We start from the raw sequence: 15826 nt of genomic DNA on the forward strand, positions 1-15826 counted from the left end.
GGCCCGTTGGGTCGAGAACCCCCGGAAGGCACCCATGTCCACAGGCGTGATCATCACTCTGATCGTCATCGTGGCGGCCGTTGTCGCTGTCGCGGCCGCCCTGACCCTCCTCGTCCGAAGGCCGCAGGGCGGGCGCAGCCTGCAGCGGCGCTTCGGGCCCGAGTACGACAGGGCCGTCGCCCGGCACGACGGTGACGCCCGGGCCGCCGAGCGCGACCTCGCCGAGCGGGTGAGGCAGCACGGGGCGCTGCGGGAGCGGCCGCTGGAGCCCGCGGTCCGTGAGCGGTACGCGGCCCGCTGGACGGCCGCCCAGGAACGCTTCGTCGACGCGCCGCAGGAGGCGGTGGCCGAGGCGGACCAGTTGCTCGGTGAGCTGGCCGGCGCGCGCGGATTCCCCGACGGCGGCCGCTACGAGGAGCAGCTCGCCGCGCTCTCCGTCCACCACGGACACCATGTCCACGGCTACCGCCGTGTGCACCGCGTGGCGCGGGTCCGCACCGACGGCGGCCCGGAGAGCCGGGCCGGCACCGAGGAGATGCGCGAGGCCATGGTCGAGGCCCGCGCCCTCTTCGAGGACCTGGTGACCCCGACCCGCCAGGACACCCATCGCCACCGGGCGGACAACGACGCGAAGCCGTCCACCGTCCCGCCCACGCCCACCCGCCCTGAGGGCTCCGCTCCCGACGGCCGATCCCACCTGCCCTGGTCGTTCACCAGGCGTCAGGCGAAGGGGAGTTGAGAACGATGAAGGACATGACATCAGGTGAAGGACCCGAGGGCACGGCGCGCCGCGAGCCCACGAAGGGCCGCGTGGACCCGGTATCCGAAGCGGCCACACCGGCCCGCGAGGACCGGCCGGGCCAGAAGGCCCCGGTGAGCGAGCACGCGACGGCACACCGGGGAGAGGCGGGGCGCCCCGGCACCGGCACCGCGCCCCGCGAGGGTGTCGACCCGGCGGCAGCCGAGAACATCGGCCCGGCATCCCGCGAGGTCGCCGGCATTGCGGCCGGTGAGAGCACAGGCGGTGCGGCCCACGGGCGACCCACCGCGCCCGACGCCCGACCGCTCCCGCAACACGACACCCGGCAGCTCCCCCCACACGACACCCGCGTCCTCCCCCAGGACGAGTGCGACAAGTTCTCGCTGAGGCTGCGGCACGCGGTCGGGGGGTTCGTCGACGGGCCGCGGGACTCCGTGGAGGAGGCCGATCACGTGCTGGAGGAGCTTGCCGCGCGGTTCGCGGACGCTGTGGCGCGGCGTCGCGGCACGCTGCGTACCTCCTGGCAGGAGACCGCCGACACCGAACAGCTCCGGCTCACCCTGCGGGACTACCGCGAGGTGACGGAGCGGCTGCTGCGGCTCTGAGCCCTGCCAGGAACACAGGAACAAGTGAGGCCGCGTTCCGGACCATGTCCCGGGGCGCGGCCTCAGTCGTCACCGGGCGGCTGTCCCTCCCGGCGCTCGCGCCACTCCCGGACGATCTCCTCGACGTCGTACGGCTTGAGCCCGAGGGGAGGTCCCGGCGGCGGCTTGAACATGACCTCGCGGATCTTGACGTTGATGTCCTCGACAATGCGGCGCACGACCCGCTCCGAGGGGGCCACGGAAGCCGCTGCGAGCGCGTCCTCCGCCTCCTTGCGCAGGGCCAGCGTGGGAGGCAGCACGGACAGCCCCTCGCGGGCCATCTTCCGCTTGATCCACCACAGTTCGTCGTACGACGTGTCGGTCACGTCGGGCATCGGCTTGCCCGCGCCGGGGAGGTCCGCGAACTCCCCGCGTGCCTCCGCCTCGCGGATTTGCTTGTCGATCCAGGACTCGAAGCTGACACCGGGTGGCTTGCGCTCGGTCATGAGTCCATTGTGCCGGAGCTCGCACGGCGGGGCGACCGGTCGAATTATCATGCGGCGGCGGTGCGCCAACCATGCCCCGCACACGCACAATTGGACCAGCACGAACCGAAGGAGCGCACGTGCTCGAACTCACCATGGCCTCGGTCACCGGGGCGGACGCGGGTGCGACGGCCGGGATGCTGATGGCCGACGCGCCGAGCGACCCCGGTGCCATGCTGCGGGTGGGCCGGGACCGGGCCGTGTGCCGTCTCGCGACCCCCGACGACTGGCTGTTCGTGTCCCGGGTCCACCTGGAGTTCCTGTGCGGCCCGGACAACACCTGGCAGGTCACCTGGCTGCGCGGCTCCCACTCCGAGCCCTCCGCGGAGGTACGTCTGACGCTGGCGGGCCTGCCGGTCCAGCCGCTCCCGTACGGCGGGACGGCGAAGCTCCCCGCGGGCAGCTCCGGAGAACTCGTCATCCAGGACCGCACCGGCCCCCGCACCGTGAACGTGGGCTTCTATCACGAAGCGTGAAGGCCTCGGATACGTCAGATACCTCGGATATCTCAGGTACCTCAGGCCACTACGCGTGCCAGCGCGAAACCGTCGTACCCCTTGCTCCCCACCGTCTGGATCGCCGTACCGCTCAACTTCGGGTGGGTGGCGATCAGTTCGAGCGCGGCCCGGGTGCCCCGCACGCTCGGGTCGGTGCTGGCCTCGTCGGTGACCCCGCCGCCGCGCACGACGTTGTCGAGGACGATCAGGCTGCCGGGCCGGGTGAGCTTGAGGGCCCACTCGACGTAGTGCGGGTTGTTCACCTTGTCCGCGTCGATGAAGACGAAGTCGAACGGCTCGGGGTTCTCCTCGGCCAGCTTCGGCAGTGACTCCAGGGCGGGTCCCACCCGCACCTCGGAGATCTTGTCGAGGCCCGCGCGGGCGAGGTTGCGGCGGGCGACCTCGGCGTGCGTGGCGTCGTACTCGAAGGTGATCAGCCGGCCGTCGGCCGGGAGGGCGCGGCCCAGCCAGATCGTGCTGTAGCCGCCGAGCGTGCCGATCTCCAGGATGCGGCGCGCGCCCTGGATCTCGGCGAGGAGCTGGAGCAGCTTGCCCTGGTTCGGCGCGACGTTGATGGGCGGCAGCCCGGCCGCGTCGCTGTCGCGCAGCGCCGCGGTGAGTGTGTCGTCGGCGGGGGCGAGGAGGGAGGTGAAGTAGTCGTCGACGTCGTTCCAGAGCTGCGACTCGCTCATGCACCATGCCTTTCGTATGCCTAGTTAGATGTACTAACTAGTTCCCGGGACGAAACTAGTCGCGGCGCCTGTGCTTGTCAGCGGGATTTCCGGTGTTCGCAGGGTGACGTCAGCCGATCGGCGGGGGTGCGTGCACGGGCGGGGGCGGCAGGATCGGGCGGCGCCTCCGGGCCCGTGCGCCCATCACCAGGGCCACGGCGGCCAGTGCCAGTACGCCACCCACCGTCAGCAGCCACACCGGCACCCCGCCCACCGTGAGGAGCCGGTCCGTGTAGATCACCCGGCGGTACGTCGTGTCGGTCGCCGTGCGCCGCAGTTCGTGGTCGCCGGAGATCTGCGAGGGCTGCGGGAACTCCTGGTCGATGGCGGTGAGGAAGTCGGTGCCGCCGTCGGCGAGCGGGGCCAGCGGGCCCGTCGTCGTGGCGACGCGGCCCGCGTAGGTGATCTGCGGCCGGTCCCCGCCGATCGCCGAAGCCGGCTCCATGCGGTGCGCGGCGAGGACGTACAGGCCGAGCGACTGCGGGGTCTGCGCGAGGCGCGAGAGCCGCATCGGGTAGATCAACTCGTCGCTGGCGAAGGTGAGATGGAGCGGATCGAGGGTGCCGCCGAGCGGCGAGTCCGCGTTCTCGGGGGCCAGTCGGATCGCCACGTACTCCCAGCCCTGGTCGACGTACGGGCGCAGCGCCGTGTCGAGGCGGGAGGGGAGGTTGAAGCCGTTGTCGGCGAGCCAGTCGCCGAGGGCGCCCGAGTCGGTGGCGGTGAGGCGGGCGACGTCGAAGGGGCCGAGGCGCTCGCGGCCGACGACGCCCACGGAGGGTGCCTTCGCGCCGGGCAGCGGGGCGGCGTCCCCGCTCTCGGTGTCGTCGGCGAAGGGCCAGTCGCCATTGTCCGGCCAGAAGTGGTGGCGGGTGCGGTGCTCGGGCGCGGTCGCCTTGTCGAGCTGGTCGAAGAGCGCGCTGGAGCCGAGCTTCACCGTCGCGCGGTGCGGGACCGGCATGATCCACGCGGCCTCGTGCGCGTCCCCGGCGACCGTCAGGCTCATCACGATCTGTTCCTGGTGGCCGTCCCAGCGGACGACGGACATCTCCCGGTCCACCGTGACGTGCCGTTGGCTGTCCGGAATCATCGCCCCGCACCCGCAGGCGTACGCCGGTGCCACCAGGGACCCCAACTGGAGCCCCAGCAGCGTGAGTACGACGGCCAGCACCCGCCCCCGTACGACATTGGACAGACCTGTCCGCATACGCATACCGCGCAACATCCCCCGTAGCCTTCCGTCGTGCCGCCGGACAGGGTCTCAGACGGCGCGACGGAGGCTACGGTTCCAGGTCGGCGCGACGCAAACGATCGACGTCAGCGCTCCGAGGGCTCGACGGCCGGTGCCGAGCCGGGCAGCGGCTGCCCCGCCGACTCCGTCATGAACCACACGGCCACGCCGCCGATCACGGCCGCGGCCATCATGTAGTACGCGGGCATCATCATGTTCCCGGTCGCGCCGATGAGCGCCGTGACCACCAGCGGGGTCGTGCCGCCGAAGAGCGAGACGGAGACGTTGAAGCCGATGGAGAGCGAGCCGTAGCGGACCTTCGTCGGGAAGAGCGCAGGGAGCGCGGCGGGCATCGCGGCGGTGAAGCAGACCAGGAGCAGACCGAGGGCGCCCATGCCGAGCGCGACGGCGAGCAGACTGCCCTGGCGGATCAGCAGGATGGCCGGGATGGACAGGGCGAGGAAGCCGACGCAGCCCGCGGCGATCACCGGGCGGCGGCCGATCCGGTCGGTCAGGGCGCCCGCGAAGGGCTGCACGATCATCATCAGCGCCATCACGCCGAGGACGACGAGCAGACCGTGCGTCTCGTCGTACTTCAGCTCACTGGTCAGATAGCTCGGCATGTACGACAGCAGCATGTAGTCGGTGACGTTGAAGACCAGCACCAGGCCCATGCACAGGAGAAGTGCCCGCCACTGGCCGGTGACCATCTCGCGCAGCGGCACCTTCGGGCGGTCCTTCTCCTTCTTCGAGGCCTTCTCCAGCTCCGCCGCGAACGCCGGGGTCTCCTCCAGGCGCATCCGCAGATAGAGACCGATGATGCCCATCGGGCCCGCGATCAGGAACGGGATCCGCCAGCCCCACGACAGGAGGTCATCGGTGGAGAGGAAGGCGGTCATGAGGGTGACCAGGCCCGCGCCGCCGATGTATCCGGCGAGCGTGCCGAACTCCAGCCAGCTCCCGAAGAAGCCGCGCTTCTTGTCGGGCGCGTACTCGGCGATGAAGGTCGAGGCGCCCGCGTACTCGCCTCCGGTGGAGAAGCCCTGCACCAGGCGGGCCAGCAGGAGCAGCAGCGGCGCCCCCACGCCGATCGTGGCGTACGACGGGATCAGGCCGATCGCGAAGGTGCCCGCCGCCATCATGATCATGGTGAGGGCGAGGACCTTCTGGCGGCCGATGCGGTCGCCGAGCGGACCGAAGACCATGCCGCCGAGGGGGCGGACGAGGAAGGCCGCGGCGAAGGCGCCGAAGGTGGAGAGCAGTTGCGCGGTCGGGTTGCCCGACGGGAAGAAGACCTTGCCCAGCGTCACCGCGATGTAGCTGTAGACGCCGAAGTCGAACCACTCCATCGCGTTGCCCAGAGCGGCGGCCTTCACGGCGCGCTTCACCAGGGCGGGATCGGTGACGGTGGCCTCCGGTGGTGCGGGGGTCCGGGGTCGGGGGACGACGGGCGCGACGGCTGTGGCGGACGGCAAGGGCATGCCTTTCGTCGGGGACAGGGACGCGGCCCACCCGGGAGCGGGCCGAAAAGCGACCATAGGGGCACTCATGCGCATTACGTGCCGTACGCGACTCACCGCGCAGTGTGCATGAATGCGGCGTATGCAGGTGCGATGCGGCGGCTGGGAGTCCCCTTTCGCGGGTCGGTCTGTGATCTATGTCGCGGAGTGAGGGGGGAACCGAACCGTCCGCGCACTATCGTCATCCGGACAAAAGGCGGGGGGACGTCAGGTGAAGAGGGGGTTGCCTGCGTCTCTCGACTGGGGCAGTGCGAGCCTCATAGGGTCCTGATAGGGGCCGACGTACGGGATACGTGGGACGCACGGGACGAATGGGGCGGGAGGGCCGCGGGGCGTGGCGAATGTGGAGCACGGCGGACGAGCGGGTAATGCATTCGGGGCGGGGGCTGCCGATTCGGCGAGGGCACGGCTGGGCGCCACCCGGATCGGGCTGTGGGTGATCGCCGCCGTCCTGGCGATACGGCAGGTGGCCGTCGTCCTCAGCACGCCCAAGGGGGAGCGGCTGACGGACCTGGAGACCTGGGTCGGCACGAACGGCGTGCTGCATGTGAAGGGGTCGCTGTACGACTCGACGCAGTTCACCGGCACCCCCTTCGGCGGACTTGTCCTGAAACCCCTCACGCGCGCGGCCGAGCAGGCCCTCGGCTGGGGCTGGACCTTCGGCACCCTGTCGCTGGTCGTCGCGCTCGGCATGGTCGCGTCGCGTGCCCTGCCGCAGCCGGTGAGCCGGCGTACGTCGCTGCTCGCGGCGCCCGTCGCGATCAGCCTGCTGATGCTGTCGCTGCCGGTGCGCAACACCCTCTACCTCGGGCAGACCAGCGTCATCCCGGTGCTGCTCGTCCTGCTCGGCTGCTTCACCGTGCGCGGGGAGCGCGCCAGCGGCGTCCTGATCGGCCTCGCGGCGGCGCTCCAGCCGACCGTGCTGGTCTTCGCGCCGCTGCTCTGGTTCACCGGACGCCGCCGCGCCGCCGCGTCCACCGGAATCACCTTCGCCGCCCTGACCGCGCTCGCCTGGGCCGCGCTGCCGCACGACTCCAACACGTACTGGGTGCACCACCTGGCGGGCGTCGGCCTCGGCCGGGACGCGGACGACCTCACCAACCAGTCGCTGCACGGCGCGCTGCTGCGGTTCGGCCTCGAAGGCCCGCTGGAGATAGGCCTGTTCCTGCTGCTCGGCGCGGCCGTCGCGGTCCTCGGCCTGCGCCGCGCGGTGCGCTACGCGCAGGACGGGCAGCTGCTGCTCGCCGTGGCGGTCACCGGCTGTGTCGCGGTCGCCGTGTCGCCCACGACCTGGCAGCACCAGCTGCTGTGGGTACTGCTCGCGGTGGTCGGCCGGGTCGGCAAGAAGACCTCGGACCGCTACATGTGGCCCGTCGCCGTCGTCCTCGTCGTGACGCTGCCCGCGAAGATGATGCTGCCGAACATGGCGGCGCTCCACCCGCTGCGCGACAACGTGGTGCTGCTCGCCGCGCTCGCCGCGGCCACGATCGTGCCGTTCCTGTCCCGTACCTCGGAGTACTACCGCAAGCCGATCCCCACCGACTACGCGCAACCGGTCCCCACCCGGTGGAAGCGGGTGCCGCTGCTCCCGTTCCTGGGCCGGGTCCTCACCCGCCCGAACCTGCTGCTCGAACTCCTCCTGATCCGCGTCGGCTACTCCGCCTACCAGCAGGTCAGGCTCGCGGCGACGGGCGGCACCAACGAGGGCGGCCGGACCACCGCCGAACACCACGGCGACCAGATACTCTCCCTCGAGCGGTTTCTGCACATAGACATCGAGCACTGGGCCAACCACGCCGTGTTCAAGGTCGAGTGGCTGCGCGACTTCTTCGACTTCTACTACGAGTCGTTCCACTTCGTCGTCCCGCTCACCACCCTCGCCGTGCTCTACGTCCGCCGCCCCGCCGACTACCGCTGGGCGCGCGCCGCGCTCGGCTTCGCCACCCTGTTCGCGCTCGTCGGCTTCTGGCTCTACCCCCTCGCCCCGCCGCGCCTGATGCCGGGCCTCGGCGTGATCGACACGGTGCACGGCGTGCAGGACTTCTCCAAGCCGGACTACGGCACGCTGACCGCGCTGACGAACCAGTACGCGGCGATGCCCTCGCTGCACTTCGGCTGGTCGCTGTGGTGCGGACTGGTGATCGCGATCCTGGCGCCCAAGTGGTGGATGAAGGCGCTGGGCCTGCTGCACCCGCTGTTCACGGTCTCCGCGATCGTGGCGACCGGCAACCACTGGGTCCTCGACGCGGTGGGCGGCGCGGCCGTCGTCGGCGCGGGCTTCGGTCTGACCTACCTCCTCCAGGGCCCGCGGCCGAGGCCGCTGAGGAAACCCGTGGAAGGCGGTGCGGTCAGCATGAAGGAGCCCGTCCCGGCGACGGATCGTACTCCGAGCTGATCCGGTACTCGCCCGGCTCGGACACCGTCAGCCGCGTGAACTCGCCGTCCTTGCGCAGACAGCCGCCCTCGGCGCGCAGCCACGGCGAGTACGCGACCCGCACGGTCACCGGGCCGGGCCTCGGCACCCGCACGTCGACCTCGGCGCTCGTGGTCCGCAGGACGGTCGCGGGCGCCGACACCAGCGGCACCGCGTCGCGCGGAGCGGGAGGCGGTGGCGGCGCCGGAACGTGCGGACGGGATGGTTCCGGGACGGTGCCGCATGGTCCGGCCGGACGGGGGTCAGGTCGGTCAGTTCGGCAGAGACCACGGCTCGGCGTTTCCGTTCGACGTCTTCGAAGGTGTGGGTTGGCTGTGCCACGGGGGAAGACGCGAAAGGGACCGGACGCGTTCATCGGGGAAACCGCGCGACCATGCCTCCTGCCTGAACCGGAGTGACGCTAGGACCGGGCAGCAGCCACCAGTTCCTTCGTCGTCACCACCTTGGCGAAGCCGCCGCCGTGCAGGGACACGGCGGTGGCGCGGGCCAGTTCGGCGGCCGTCTGGTGCCAGCCGAACGGGCCCGTCAGGTCGAAGGTGTAGCTGGCGTCCAGGGGGAACAGGACCTCGTAGCCGAGGTTGCCGCCCATGCGGGCCGTCGTCTCCACGCACATGTTGGTCTGAATTCCGGCCACGACGAACCGGGTGATGCCCGCCGCCTTGAACCAGGCGTCCAGGTCCGGTGTGCCGTAGAACGCCGAGTTCACGTTCTTGGTGATGAGCAGCTCCGGGCCCTTGCCCAGTCCGCGCCGCTGCTCGACGTACTCCTTGAAGTCGTTGCCCGCGTACCCCGGCCGCAGGGGCGAGTCCGGCTTGGCCGAGTCATGCCGTACGAAGACGACGGGGCGGCCGGTCTCCTGCCAGGCGGCGATGAGCGCGGCGATGTTGTCGTCGGCGGCCGGGTTGTCGCGCGGGCCCCAGAACTCCGACTCGTCGAAGCCCTTCTGCACGTCCACCACTACCAGCGCCGTGTTCTCTGCAATTTCCGTGACGATCTCCATGCCGATGATGGTGTCGTGTTCCACGGGCCCGCCCCAGGGGGCGAAAAGACAGCGTTCGATGGTTTACTGCCAGCGTGACCCGGCCGCCGCACCACCATCGCATCGCCCTCCTCGCCTTCCCGGGCATCCGGGCCTTCGACGTCAGCGTCATCACCGAGGTCTGGGGTGTGGACCGCACCGACCGCGGCGTACCGGCCTTCGAGTTGCGCCGGGTCGCCGCCGATCCCGCACCCGTGGCGATGCGCGGCGGGCTCGCCCTCGCCCCGGACCGGACCCTGGCCTGGCTGCCCCGGGCCGAGCTGATCCTGGTCCCCGGCCTCGACGACCACGTCACCCCCGCGCCGGAGCCCGTACTGGAGGCGCTGCGCCGCGCCCATGCCCGGGGCACCACCATCGCCGCGCTGTGCGGCGGCGCCTTCACGCTCGCCCAGGCGGGGCTGCTCGACGGCCGCCGCGCCCTGACGCACTGGAACCTGATCGACCTGCTGCGGGCCTGCCATCCGCGGGTGCGGATCGAGCCGGACGCCCTGTTCGTCGAGGACGGCAACATCTGGACGGCCGCCGGTACGGCCGCCGGGATCGACCTCTGTCTGCACCTCGTCCGTACCGCCCACGGCGCGGAGGCCGCCGCGGCGGTCGCCCGCTCGATGGTCACCGCGCCGTTCCGGACCGGGACCCAGACCCAGTTCATCGAACATCCCACCGCGCCCGCCGACCGCGACGCGGACGCGCTGGCCGCCGTACGCGCGTACGCCCTGGAGCATCTCCACGAGCCGCTCACGGTGCCCCACCTCGCCGCCCGCGCCGGGATGTCACCGCGGTCCTTCGCGCGGCACTTCGCGGCGGCCACCGGGACGACTCCGCTGCGCTGGCTTCTGGACCAGCGCATCGCGGCCGCCCAGAAGCTCCTGGAGCGCACGAGCCTGCCCATGCCGGAGATCGCCCGCCGGGCCGGGTTCGGCAGCGAGGTGACCATGCGGCAGCACTTCGCCGCCAGGCTCGCCACCAGCCCGCGCGCCTATCGCACGTCGTTCGCGATGGACCCTGGGGGAGGCAGGGGCGGGGCGTAGGGGGGATGCCCCTGCCTCCCGCGAGACGGGCCGACGGAAACCGGGAGGCCGCCGGCCCGAGTGTGTCGCGTGTCAGACGGGGCTGACCTGGAGTTCCTTGACGCCGTTGAGCCAGGCGGAGCGGAGGCGGCGAGGGTCGCCGGCGAGGCGCAGGTTGGGCATCGCGTCGGCGATCGCGTTGAACATCAGGTCGATCTCCAGGGTGGCCAGGGACTTGCCGAGGCAGAAGTGCGGGCCTCCGCCGCCGAAGCCGAGGTGCGGGTTCGGGTCACGGGTGATGTCCAGGACGTCGGGGCGGTCGAAGACCTCGGGGTCGTTGTTGGCGGAGGAGTAGAAGATGCCGACGCGGTCGCCCTTCTTGATGTGCTGCCCGCCCAGTTCGAGGTCCTGGGTGGCGGTGCGCTGGAAGGAGACCACCGGGGTCGCCCAGCGGACGATCTCCTCGGCGGTGGTCACCGGGCGCTCGCGCTTGTACAGCTCCCACTGCTCGGGGTGGGTGAGGAAGGCGTGCATGCCGTGCGTGATCGCGTTGCGGGTGGTCTCGTTGCCCGCGACCGCCAGCACCAGCACGAAGAAGCCGAACTCGTCCGAGGCCAGGTTCCCCTCGTCCTCCGCCGCCACCAGCTTGGTGACGATGTCCTTGGCCGGGCACTGCTTGCGGTCGGCGGCCATGTTCATCGCGTACGAGATGAGTTCGGTGGCCGACTCGGCGCCGACCTCCTCGGTGATCGCGAACTCCGGGTCGTCGTACGAGATCATCTTGTTGGACCAGTCGAAGATCTTGGCCCGGTCGTCCTGCGGAATGCCGATCAGCTCGGCTATCGCCTGGAGCGGCAGTTCGCAGGCGACCTGGGTGACGAAGTCGAAGGATCCGCCCGGTCCCACGCCCGCGAGCGCGCGCTCGACGATCTGCCCGGCGCGGGTGCGCAGGGCGTCCTCCAGGGCGCGGATGGCGCGCGGGGTGAAGCCGCGCTGCACGATCTGCCGGACCCGGGTGTGCTCGGGCGGATCCATGTTCAGCAGAATCAGCCGCTGCACCTCGATCTGCTCACGCTGGATGTGCTCGTTGAAGCGGATGATGGCGGTGTTGACCCAGGAGGAGAACAACTCAGGATGCGTCGACACGTACTTGACGTCCGCGTGCCGGGTGACGGCCCAGTAGCCCTCGTCCTCGAACCCGGCGATACCCGGCTGCTGCGGGATCCAGCGGACCGGTTCGACCCGGCGCAGCTCGGCGAACTCTGGGAGGGGCACGCGGTGGTGCAGCACATCGGGATCGGTGAAGTCGAACCCGTCGGGCAGCGCTGGACAGGGCATCGGCAACTCCTGCCATTCTGACGGTCCATCAGGAACTTGGAATTGCCGTGAAGGTAGTAACGGGTTCTACAAGTCGCAAGGGGCGCGGCACCTCGAATTACGTGCGGGATTCGTGCAGATCGCGACTTCGGGAGCTGCACGACCCTTGCGGCGCGGGGGGTGTGCTCAGCAGACTGCACACAGAACTAGTACGCGTTCTAGTTCTGCGCGGTGGGTGGGCCGGGACGCCCCGCGCTGCGCGGGTCAGCGAGGAGAGGACCTGGGCCCATGGCCGCGGAACCCGTGATCGTCGAAGCCGTACGCACCCCCATCGGCAAGCGCGGTGGCGCGCTCGCCAACCTCCACCCCGCCTATCTCCTGGGCGAGACCTACCGTGAACTCCTCGGCCGCACCGGCATCCACGCCGACTGCGTCGAGCAGATCGTCGGCGGCACGGTGACCCACGCCGGCGAGCAGTCCATGAACCCCGCGCGGACCGCCTGGCTCACCATGGGCCTGCCGTACGAGACGGCGGCCACGACGGTGGACTGCCAGTGCGGGTCCTCGCAGCAGGCCTCGCACATGGTCGCCAACATGGTCGCGGCGGGTGTCATCGACGTCGGGATCAGCTGCGGCATCGAGGCGATGTCGCGGGTGCCGCTGGGGTCGGGGTCCAAGCACGGGCCCGGGAAGCCGTTCCCGGATGAGTGGAACGTGGACCTCCCCAATCAGTTCGAGGCGGCGGAGAGGATCGCGAGGAATCGGGGCCTGACGCGGGAGAACGTCGATTCGCTGGGGCTGATCTCGCAGGAGCGGGCCGCGATCGCCTGGTCGGAGGAGCGCTTCAAGCGCGAGACGTTCGCCGTGCAGGTGCCGACCACGGAGGACGAGCAGCGGGCAGGGCAGGGCATGTGGCGGCTCGTCGACCGGGACGAGGGGCTGCGCGACACGTCCATGGAGGGTCTGGCCCGCCTCAAGCCCGTGATGCCGACGGCCGTCCATACGGCGGGCAACTCGTCGCAGATCTCGGACGGCGCCGCCGCCATCATGTGGGCGTCCAAGCGGATGGCACGCGCGCTGAAGCTGCGCCCGCGTGCGCGGATCGTCGCCCAGGCGCTGGTGGGTTCGGACCCGCACTTCCACCTGGACGGGCCGATCGACGCGACACGGGCCGTGCTGGGCAAGGCCGGGATGTCGCTGAAGGACATCGACCTCGTGGAGATCAACGAGGCGTTCGCTTCAGTGGTGTTGAGCTGGGCTCAGGTCTTCGAGCAGGACCTGGAGAAGGTCAACGTGAACGGGGGCGCGATCGCGCTCGGGCATCCGGTGGGGGCGACGGGGGCGCGGCTCATTACGACCGCGCTGCATGAACTGGAGCGGCGGGACAAGGAATTCGCGCTGATCACGATGTGTGCGGGTGGGGGGCTGGCTACCGGCACGATCATCCAGCGGCTGTAGCGCTCCACTCGGCGAACGTGGTGAAGGCGGCGGGGTCGAAGGTGAGGATGGGCCCCGCCGGGGTCTTTGAGTCTCGTACGGCTACGGCGGCGCTGTGGATTTCGGCGATCTCGACGCAGTCACCGCCCTGGTCGCTGCTGTACGTCGACTTGCGCCAGGCCAGGGGGCCGAGCGGCGCGCACTCGACGCAGGAGCCGCCGGTGTCAGTGCTATAGCTCGACTTACGCCACCGGGCGCCGGTCAGATGAGAGTTGCTGCCCATAGCGTTCCTCCATCACGTGCCGGATCAGCTTCGCGGTGTCCTTGATGGACAGGGCTGCGGCCTGCAAGTGATCGTAACGGAGCGAACGGGACTCGACCGCATCAGGATTGGCGGTCGCATGCCCCGTCTCGTAGTCCTCGCTGTAGACGATGGCGGGATCGTTCGAGAACCGGAAGAGGTCGAACGACCCCGGAAATCCTGCGTGAGTGCCCACCGCGAACGGCAGCACCTGGATGTTCACGCGCGGGCTCCTCTCGAAGGCCAACAGTCTGGCCAGTTGAGTCCGCATGACCTCCGGGCCGCCGATCTCCTGGTAAAGCACCGTCTCGCTGAACACCGCCCAGAACACGGGCGGCTTGGCCTTCTTCAGGATGCGCTGTCGCGCCATACGTGCGGCAGTCCGGTTGTCCAGGTCGCTGTCGTCCACGGCGCCGAATACGGCTCGTGCGTACGCCTCCGTCTGCAACAGCCCGTGCACCAACTGCGGCTGGAATACGGAAATCTCTGCCGCCCGCACCTCCAACTCCGCCACCTGTTGGAACCACGCCGGGAGTTGGCTGCGCAGCACCAGCTCCACGAGCCGGGACAGCAGCCCGTCGGTCCCCAACGCCGCGTCCGTGCGCTCGCTGAACTCCGGTGTCGGCAGCTTCCGTGCCGTCTCGATCTGGCCGACCAGGGAGCCGGTGTAGTTGATGACGCTGCCCAGCTGCTTCTGGGTGAGCCCGGCGGCTTCCCGATACCGGCGCAGCTCGAACCCGTAGTAGTCGAGCGGCGATGCGCCCGGATCGAGGACGTTGATGTGGGTCACGCGGGGGCCCCTTCTCGCGCAACTCGGCCCACAGCGGGACCGGTTGTATCCATTCCGTAGCCGAGGGTAGTCACGCGAGGTCAACCTCGTAGCGTGAACGAATACTTTCCCCCCACCCTCCTGGGCCCCCGCCCCGCCCAGTACGGCATGCGCCTCACCGTCGGTGAGCACTCGGCGCGCCACATCCGGCGGATCGTCCGCTCGCTACTGGACGAGTGGGACTTGGCGGAGCTGACCGACGCCGTGGAACTGGGCGTGACCGAGCTGATCGCCAACGTCGTACGCCATGTCCCGGACCGGCGCTGTGGGCTGCTGGTGCTGCGGCAGGTGACCGGAGTGCGCGTGGAGGTCACGGACGGATCCCCTGAACTCCCTGCTGTTCCAGCTGAGTTGTGGCCGGATGCGGAGAACGGCCGAGGGCTCCTGCTGCTCGACGCGGTGGTGGACAAGTGGGGTGTGGAACCCGGAAGCGGGGGCGAGGGCGGCAAGACGGTGTGGTTCGAGTGCGGAGGCAGTGACCAGGGAGCCTGTCTGGAGTTGTGATCACGTGGCGGAAAAAGGGGTGGGCGGGATCGCGGTCGGGCTGGTAGCTTCCAGTCGACCGTGACACCGTCCGAGGAGGTGAGACCCATGAATGCTGTATCCATGTGGGTGCTCCCCCTTGCCGTCACGGCCGGCGATTGACGTAGGTGTCGCCGGGAGCGCCTCGATAACAAGGCACTCCCGAAAGGCACCACCTATGCACTCTCTGCAGTACACCGCCGAGTCATCATCGAACGGCATGCTCGAACGTGACTTCACCGTGGGCGACGTCCCCGGCGTTCTGTGGTCGCCGGCCTCCAGTACGGCCGATCGCGCGCCCCTGATCCTGATGGCCCACGGCGGCGGCAACCACAAGAAGCACCCGGCGATGTCCGGCCGCGCCCAGCGCGTCGTGACCGGCTGCGGCTTCCACGTCGCCGTCATCGACGCGCCCGGTCACGGCGACCGGCCGCGCACGGCGCACGACGAGGCGGAAATCGCCGAGCTGTTCCGGGCGAGGGCGGCGGGCGAGCCGGAAGGCCCCATCGTCGTGCGCTACAACGACCACCTGGCGGAGCTCGCCGTGCCCGAGTACCAGGCGACCCTGGACGCCCTGCAAGAACTCCCGGAGATCGGCACCGACGGGCTGGTCGGCTTCTGGGGCATCAACATGGGCACCGCGATCGGCGTACCGTTCGTGGCGATCGAACCCAGGATCAGCGCCGCGGTCTTCGGTCAGCACTGGCCCGATGTCCTGGCCGAGAAGGCGAAGCAGATCACCATCCCGATCGAGTTCGACATGCAGTGGGACGACGAGCACATCTCGCGCGAGGAGGGTCTCGCGCTGTTCGACGCCTTCGCCTCGAAGGAGAAGTCGTTGCACGTGAACTCGGGCAAGCACAAGGAGCTGCCCCGGTTCGAGGTCGACAGCGCGGTCCGGTTCTTCGCCCGGCACCTCGGCGGAGCAGTCACCGCGTCAGCCTGACCTGAGTGGCCGCGGGGGGGGGGGGGGGGGGGGGGGGGGGGGAGCGGGGGGGGGGGGGGGGGGGGGGTGGTGTGTGGGGGGGGGGGGGGGGGGGGGGGTTCGGGGAGGAAGATGCGGGCGCTCGGT

16 protein-coding genes and 1 pseudogene are annotated in these 15826 nt (G+C 70.3%); 8 read left to right on the forward strand and 9 right to left on the reverse strand.

The window, feature by feature from the left end:
- Positions 1-34: 34 nt before the first annotated feature.
- Positions 35-739: a hypothetical protein gene (locus tag ACZ4WS_RS46490; protein ID WP_467990081.1), complete on the forward strand. Its 705-nt coding sequence runs from the start codon at positions 35-37 to the stop codon at positions 737-739.
- 14 nt (positions 740-753) lie between these two features.
- A complete protein-coding gene (locus ACZ4WS_RS46495) occupies positions 754-1365 on the forward strand; it encodes a hypothetical protein (RefSeq protein ID WP_467990083.1) in 612 nt (203 codons plus the stop codon).
- A 62-nt stretch (positions 1366-1427) separates the two neighbouring features.
- Here ACZ4WS_RS46495 and ACZ4WS_RS46500 read toward each other — a convergent pair whose 3' ends face one another.
- Positions 1428-1850, reverse strand: coding sequence for a DnaJ family domain-containing protein (locus ACZ4WS_RS46500; RefSeq protein ID WP_467990084.1), 423 nt, complete (start codon positions 1848-1850; stop codon positions 1428-1430).
- Positions 1851-1969: 119 nt separating this feature from the next.
- On the opposite strand from ACZ4WS_RS46500, the gene ACZ4WS_RS46505 reads away from it, so the two are divergent.
- Entirely contained in the window at positions 1970-2365 is a 396-nt protein-coding gene (locus ACZ4WS_RS46505) for a hypothetical protein (protein WP_467990086.1), read from the forward strand.
- Between the two features lie 41 nt (positions 2366-2406).
- On the opposite strand, the gene ACZ4WS_RS46510 is transcribed toward ACZ4WS_RS46505, so the two are convergent.
- The 3 genes from ACZ4WS_RS46510 to proP form a co-directional block, all read right to left on the reverse strand.
- Positions 2407-3078 carry an O-methyltransferase gene (locus tag ACZ4WS_RS46510; protein ID WP_467990087.1) on the reverse strand — a complete coding sequence of 224 codons (672 nt, stop codon included), beginning with the start codon at positions 3076-3078 and terminating at the stop codon, positions 2407-2409.
- A 109-nt stretch (positions 3079-3187) separates the two neighbouring features.
- Positions 3188-4321, reverse strand: a complete 1134-nt coding sequence (locus ACZ4WS_RS46515) for a DUF2330 domain-containing protein (protein ID WP_467990109.1) — start codon at positions 4319-4321, stop codon at positions 3188-3190.
- 110 nt (positions 4322-4431) lie between these two features.
- Positions 4432-5820 carry a glycine betaine/L-proline transporter ProP gene (proP, locus tag ACZ4WS_RS46520; RefSeq protein ID WP_467990089.1) on the reverse strand — a complete coding sequence of 463 codons (1389 nt, stop codon included), beginning with the start codon at positions 5818-5820 and terminating at the stop codon, positions 4432-4434.
- Between the two features lie 379 nt (positions 5821-6199).
- Between proP and ACZ4WS_RS46525 the strand changes: the two genes are divergently transcribed.
- The gene (locus ACZ4WS_RS46525) at positions 6200-8260 is read left to right on the forward strand and encodes a bifunctional glycosyltransferase 87/phosphatase PAP2 family protein (protein WP_467990091.1); all 2061 of its coding nucleotides are present in this window, start codon (positions 6200-6202) and stop codon (positions 8258-8260) included.
- Here ACZ4WS_RS46525 and ACZ4WS_RS46530 read toward each other — a convergent pair.
- Both ACZ4WS_RS46530 and ACZ4WS_RS46535 read right to left on the reverse strand, forming a co-directional pair.
- Positions 8214-8459 (reverse strand): annotated as a pseudogene (locus ACZ4WS_RS46530) (hypothetical protein); the annotation flags it as partial. The gene ACZ4WS_RS46525 and the pseudogene ACZ4WS_RS46530 sit on opposite strands and share 47 nt — an antisense overlap.
- Before the next feature lie 240 nt (positions 8460-8699).
- Positions 8700-9299: a cysteine hydrolase family protein gene (locus tag ACZ4WS_RS46535; RefSeq protein ID WP_467990111.1), complete on the reverse strand. Its 600-nt coding sequence runs from the start codon at positions 9297-9299 to the stop codon at positions 8700-8702.
- 74 nt (positions 9300-9373) lie between these two features.
- Here ACZ4WS_RS46535 and ACZ4WS_RS46540 point away from each other — a divergent pair, with 74 nt between their 5' ends.
- On the forward strand, positions 9374-10369 hold the full coding sequence (locus ACZ4WS_RS46540; RefSeq protein ID WP_467990093.1) for a GlxA family transcriptional regulator: 996 nt from the start codon (positions 9374-9376) through the stop codon (positions 10367-10369).
- A 72-nt stretch (positions 10370-10441) separates the two neighbouring features.
- Here ACZ4WS_RS46540 and ACZ4WS_RS46545 read toward each other — a convergent pair whose 3' ends face one another.
- Positions 10442-11686: a cytochrome P450 gene (locus ACZ4WS_RS46545; RefSeq protein ID WP_467990095.1), complete on the reverse strand. Its 1245-nt coding sequence runs from the start codon at positions 11684-11686 to the stop codon at positions 10442-10444.
- Positions 11687-11953: 267 nt separating this feature from the next.
- On the opposite strand from ACZ4WS_RS46545, the gene ACZ4WS_RS46550 reads away from it, so the two are divergent.
- A complete protein-coding gene (locus ACZ4WS_RS46550; protein ID WP_467990097.1) occupies positions 11954-13123 on the forward strand; it encodes a steroid 3-ketoacyl-CoA thiolase in 1170 nt (389 codons plus the stop codon).
- Here ACZ4WS_RS46550 and ACZ4WS_RS46555 read toward each other — a convergent pair.
- Together ACZ4WS_RS46555 and ACZ4WS_RS46560 are read right to left on the reverse strand one after the other, a co-directional pair.
- Entirely contained in the window at positions 13107-13385 is a 279-nt protein-coding gene (locus ACZ4WS_RS46555; protein ID WP_467990099.1) for a DUF397 domain-containing protein, read from the reverse strand. The genes ACZ4WS_RS46550 and ACZ4WS_RS46555 overlap by 17 nt on opposite strands.
- A complete protein-coding gene (locus tag ACZ4WS_RS46560) occupies positions 13345-14193 on the reverse strand; it encodes a helix-turn-helix domain-containing protein (protein ID WP_467990101.1) in 849 nt (282 codons plus the stop codon). Before ACZ4WS_RS46560 ends, ACZ4WS_RS46555 begins: the two co-directional genes overlap by 41 nt.
- Before the next feature lie 93 nt (positions 14194-14286).
- Here ACZ4WS_RS46560 and ACZ4WS_RS46565 point away from each other — a divergent pair, with 93 nt between their 5' ends.
- On the forward strand, positions 14287-14736 hold the full coding sequence (locus tag ACZ4WS_RS46565; RefSeq protein ID WP_467990103.1) for an ATP-binding protein: 450 nt from the start codon (positions 14287-14289) through the stop codon (positions 14734-14736).
- 196 nt (positions 14737-14932) lie between these two features.
- Complete coding sequence (locus ACZ4WS_RS46570; protein WP_467990105.1) at positions 14933-15700, forward strand: alpha/beta hydrolase family protein; 768 nt, start codon at positions 14933-14935, stop codon at positions 15698-15700.
- The last annotated feature ends 126 nt before the right edge of the window (positions 15701-15826 follow it).

The organism is Streptomyces sp. NPDC029292 (assembly GCF_055569295.1).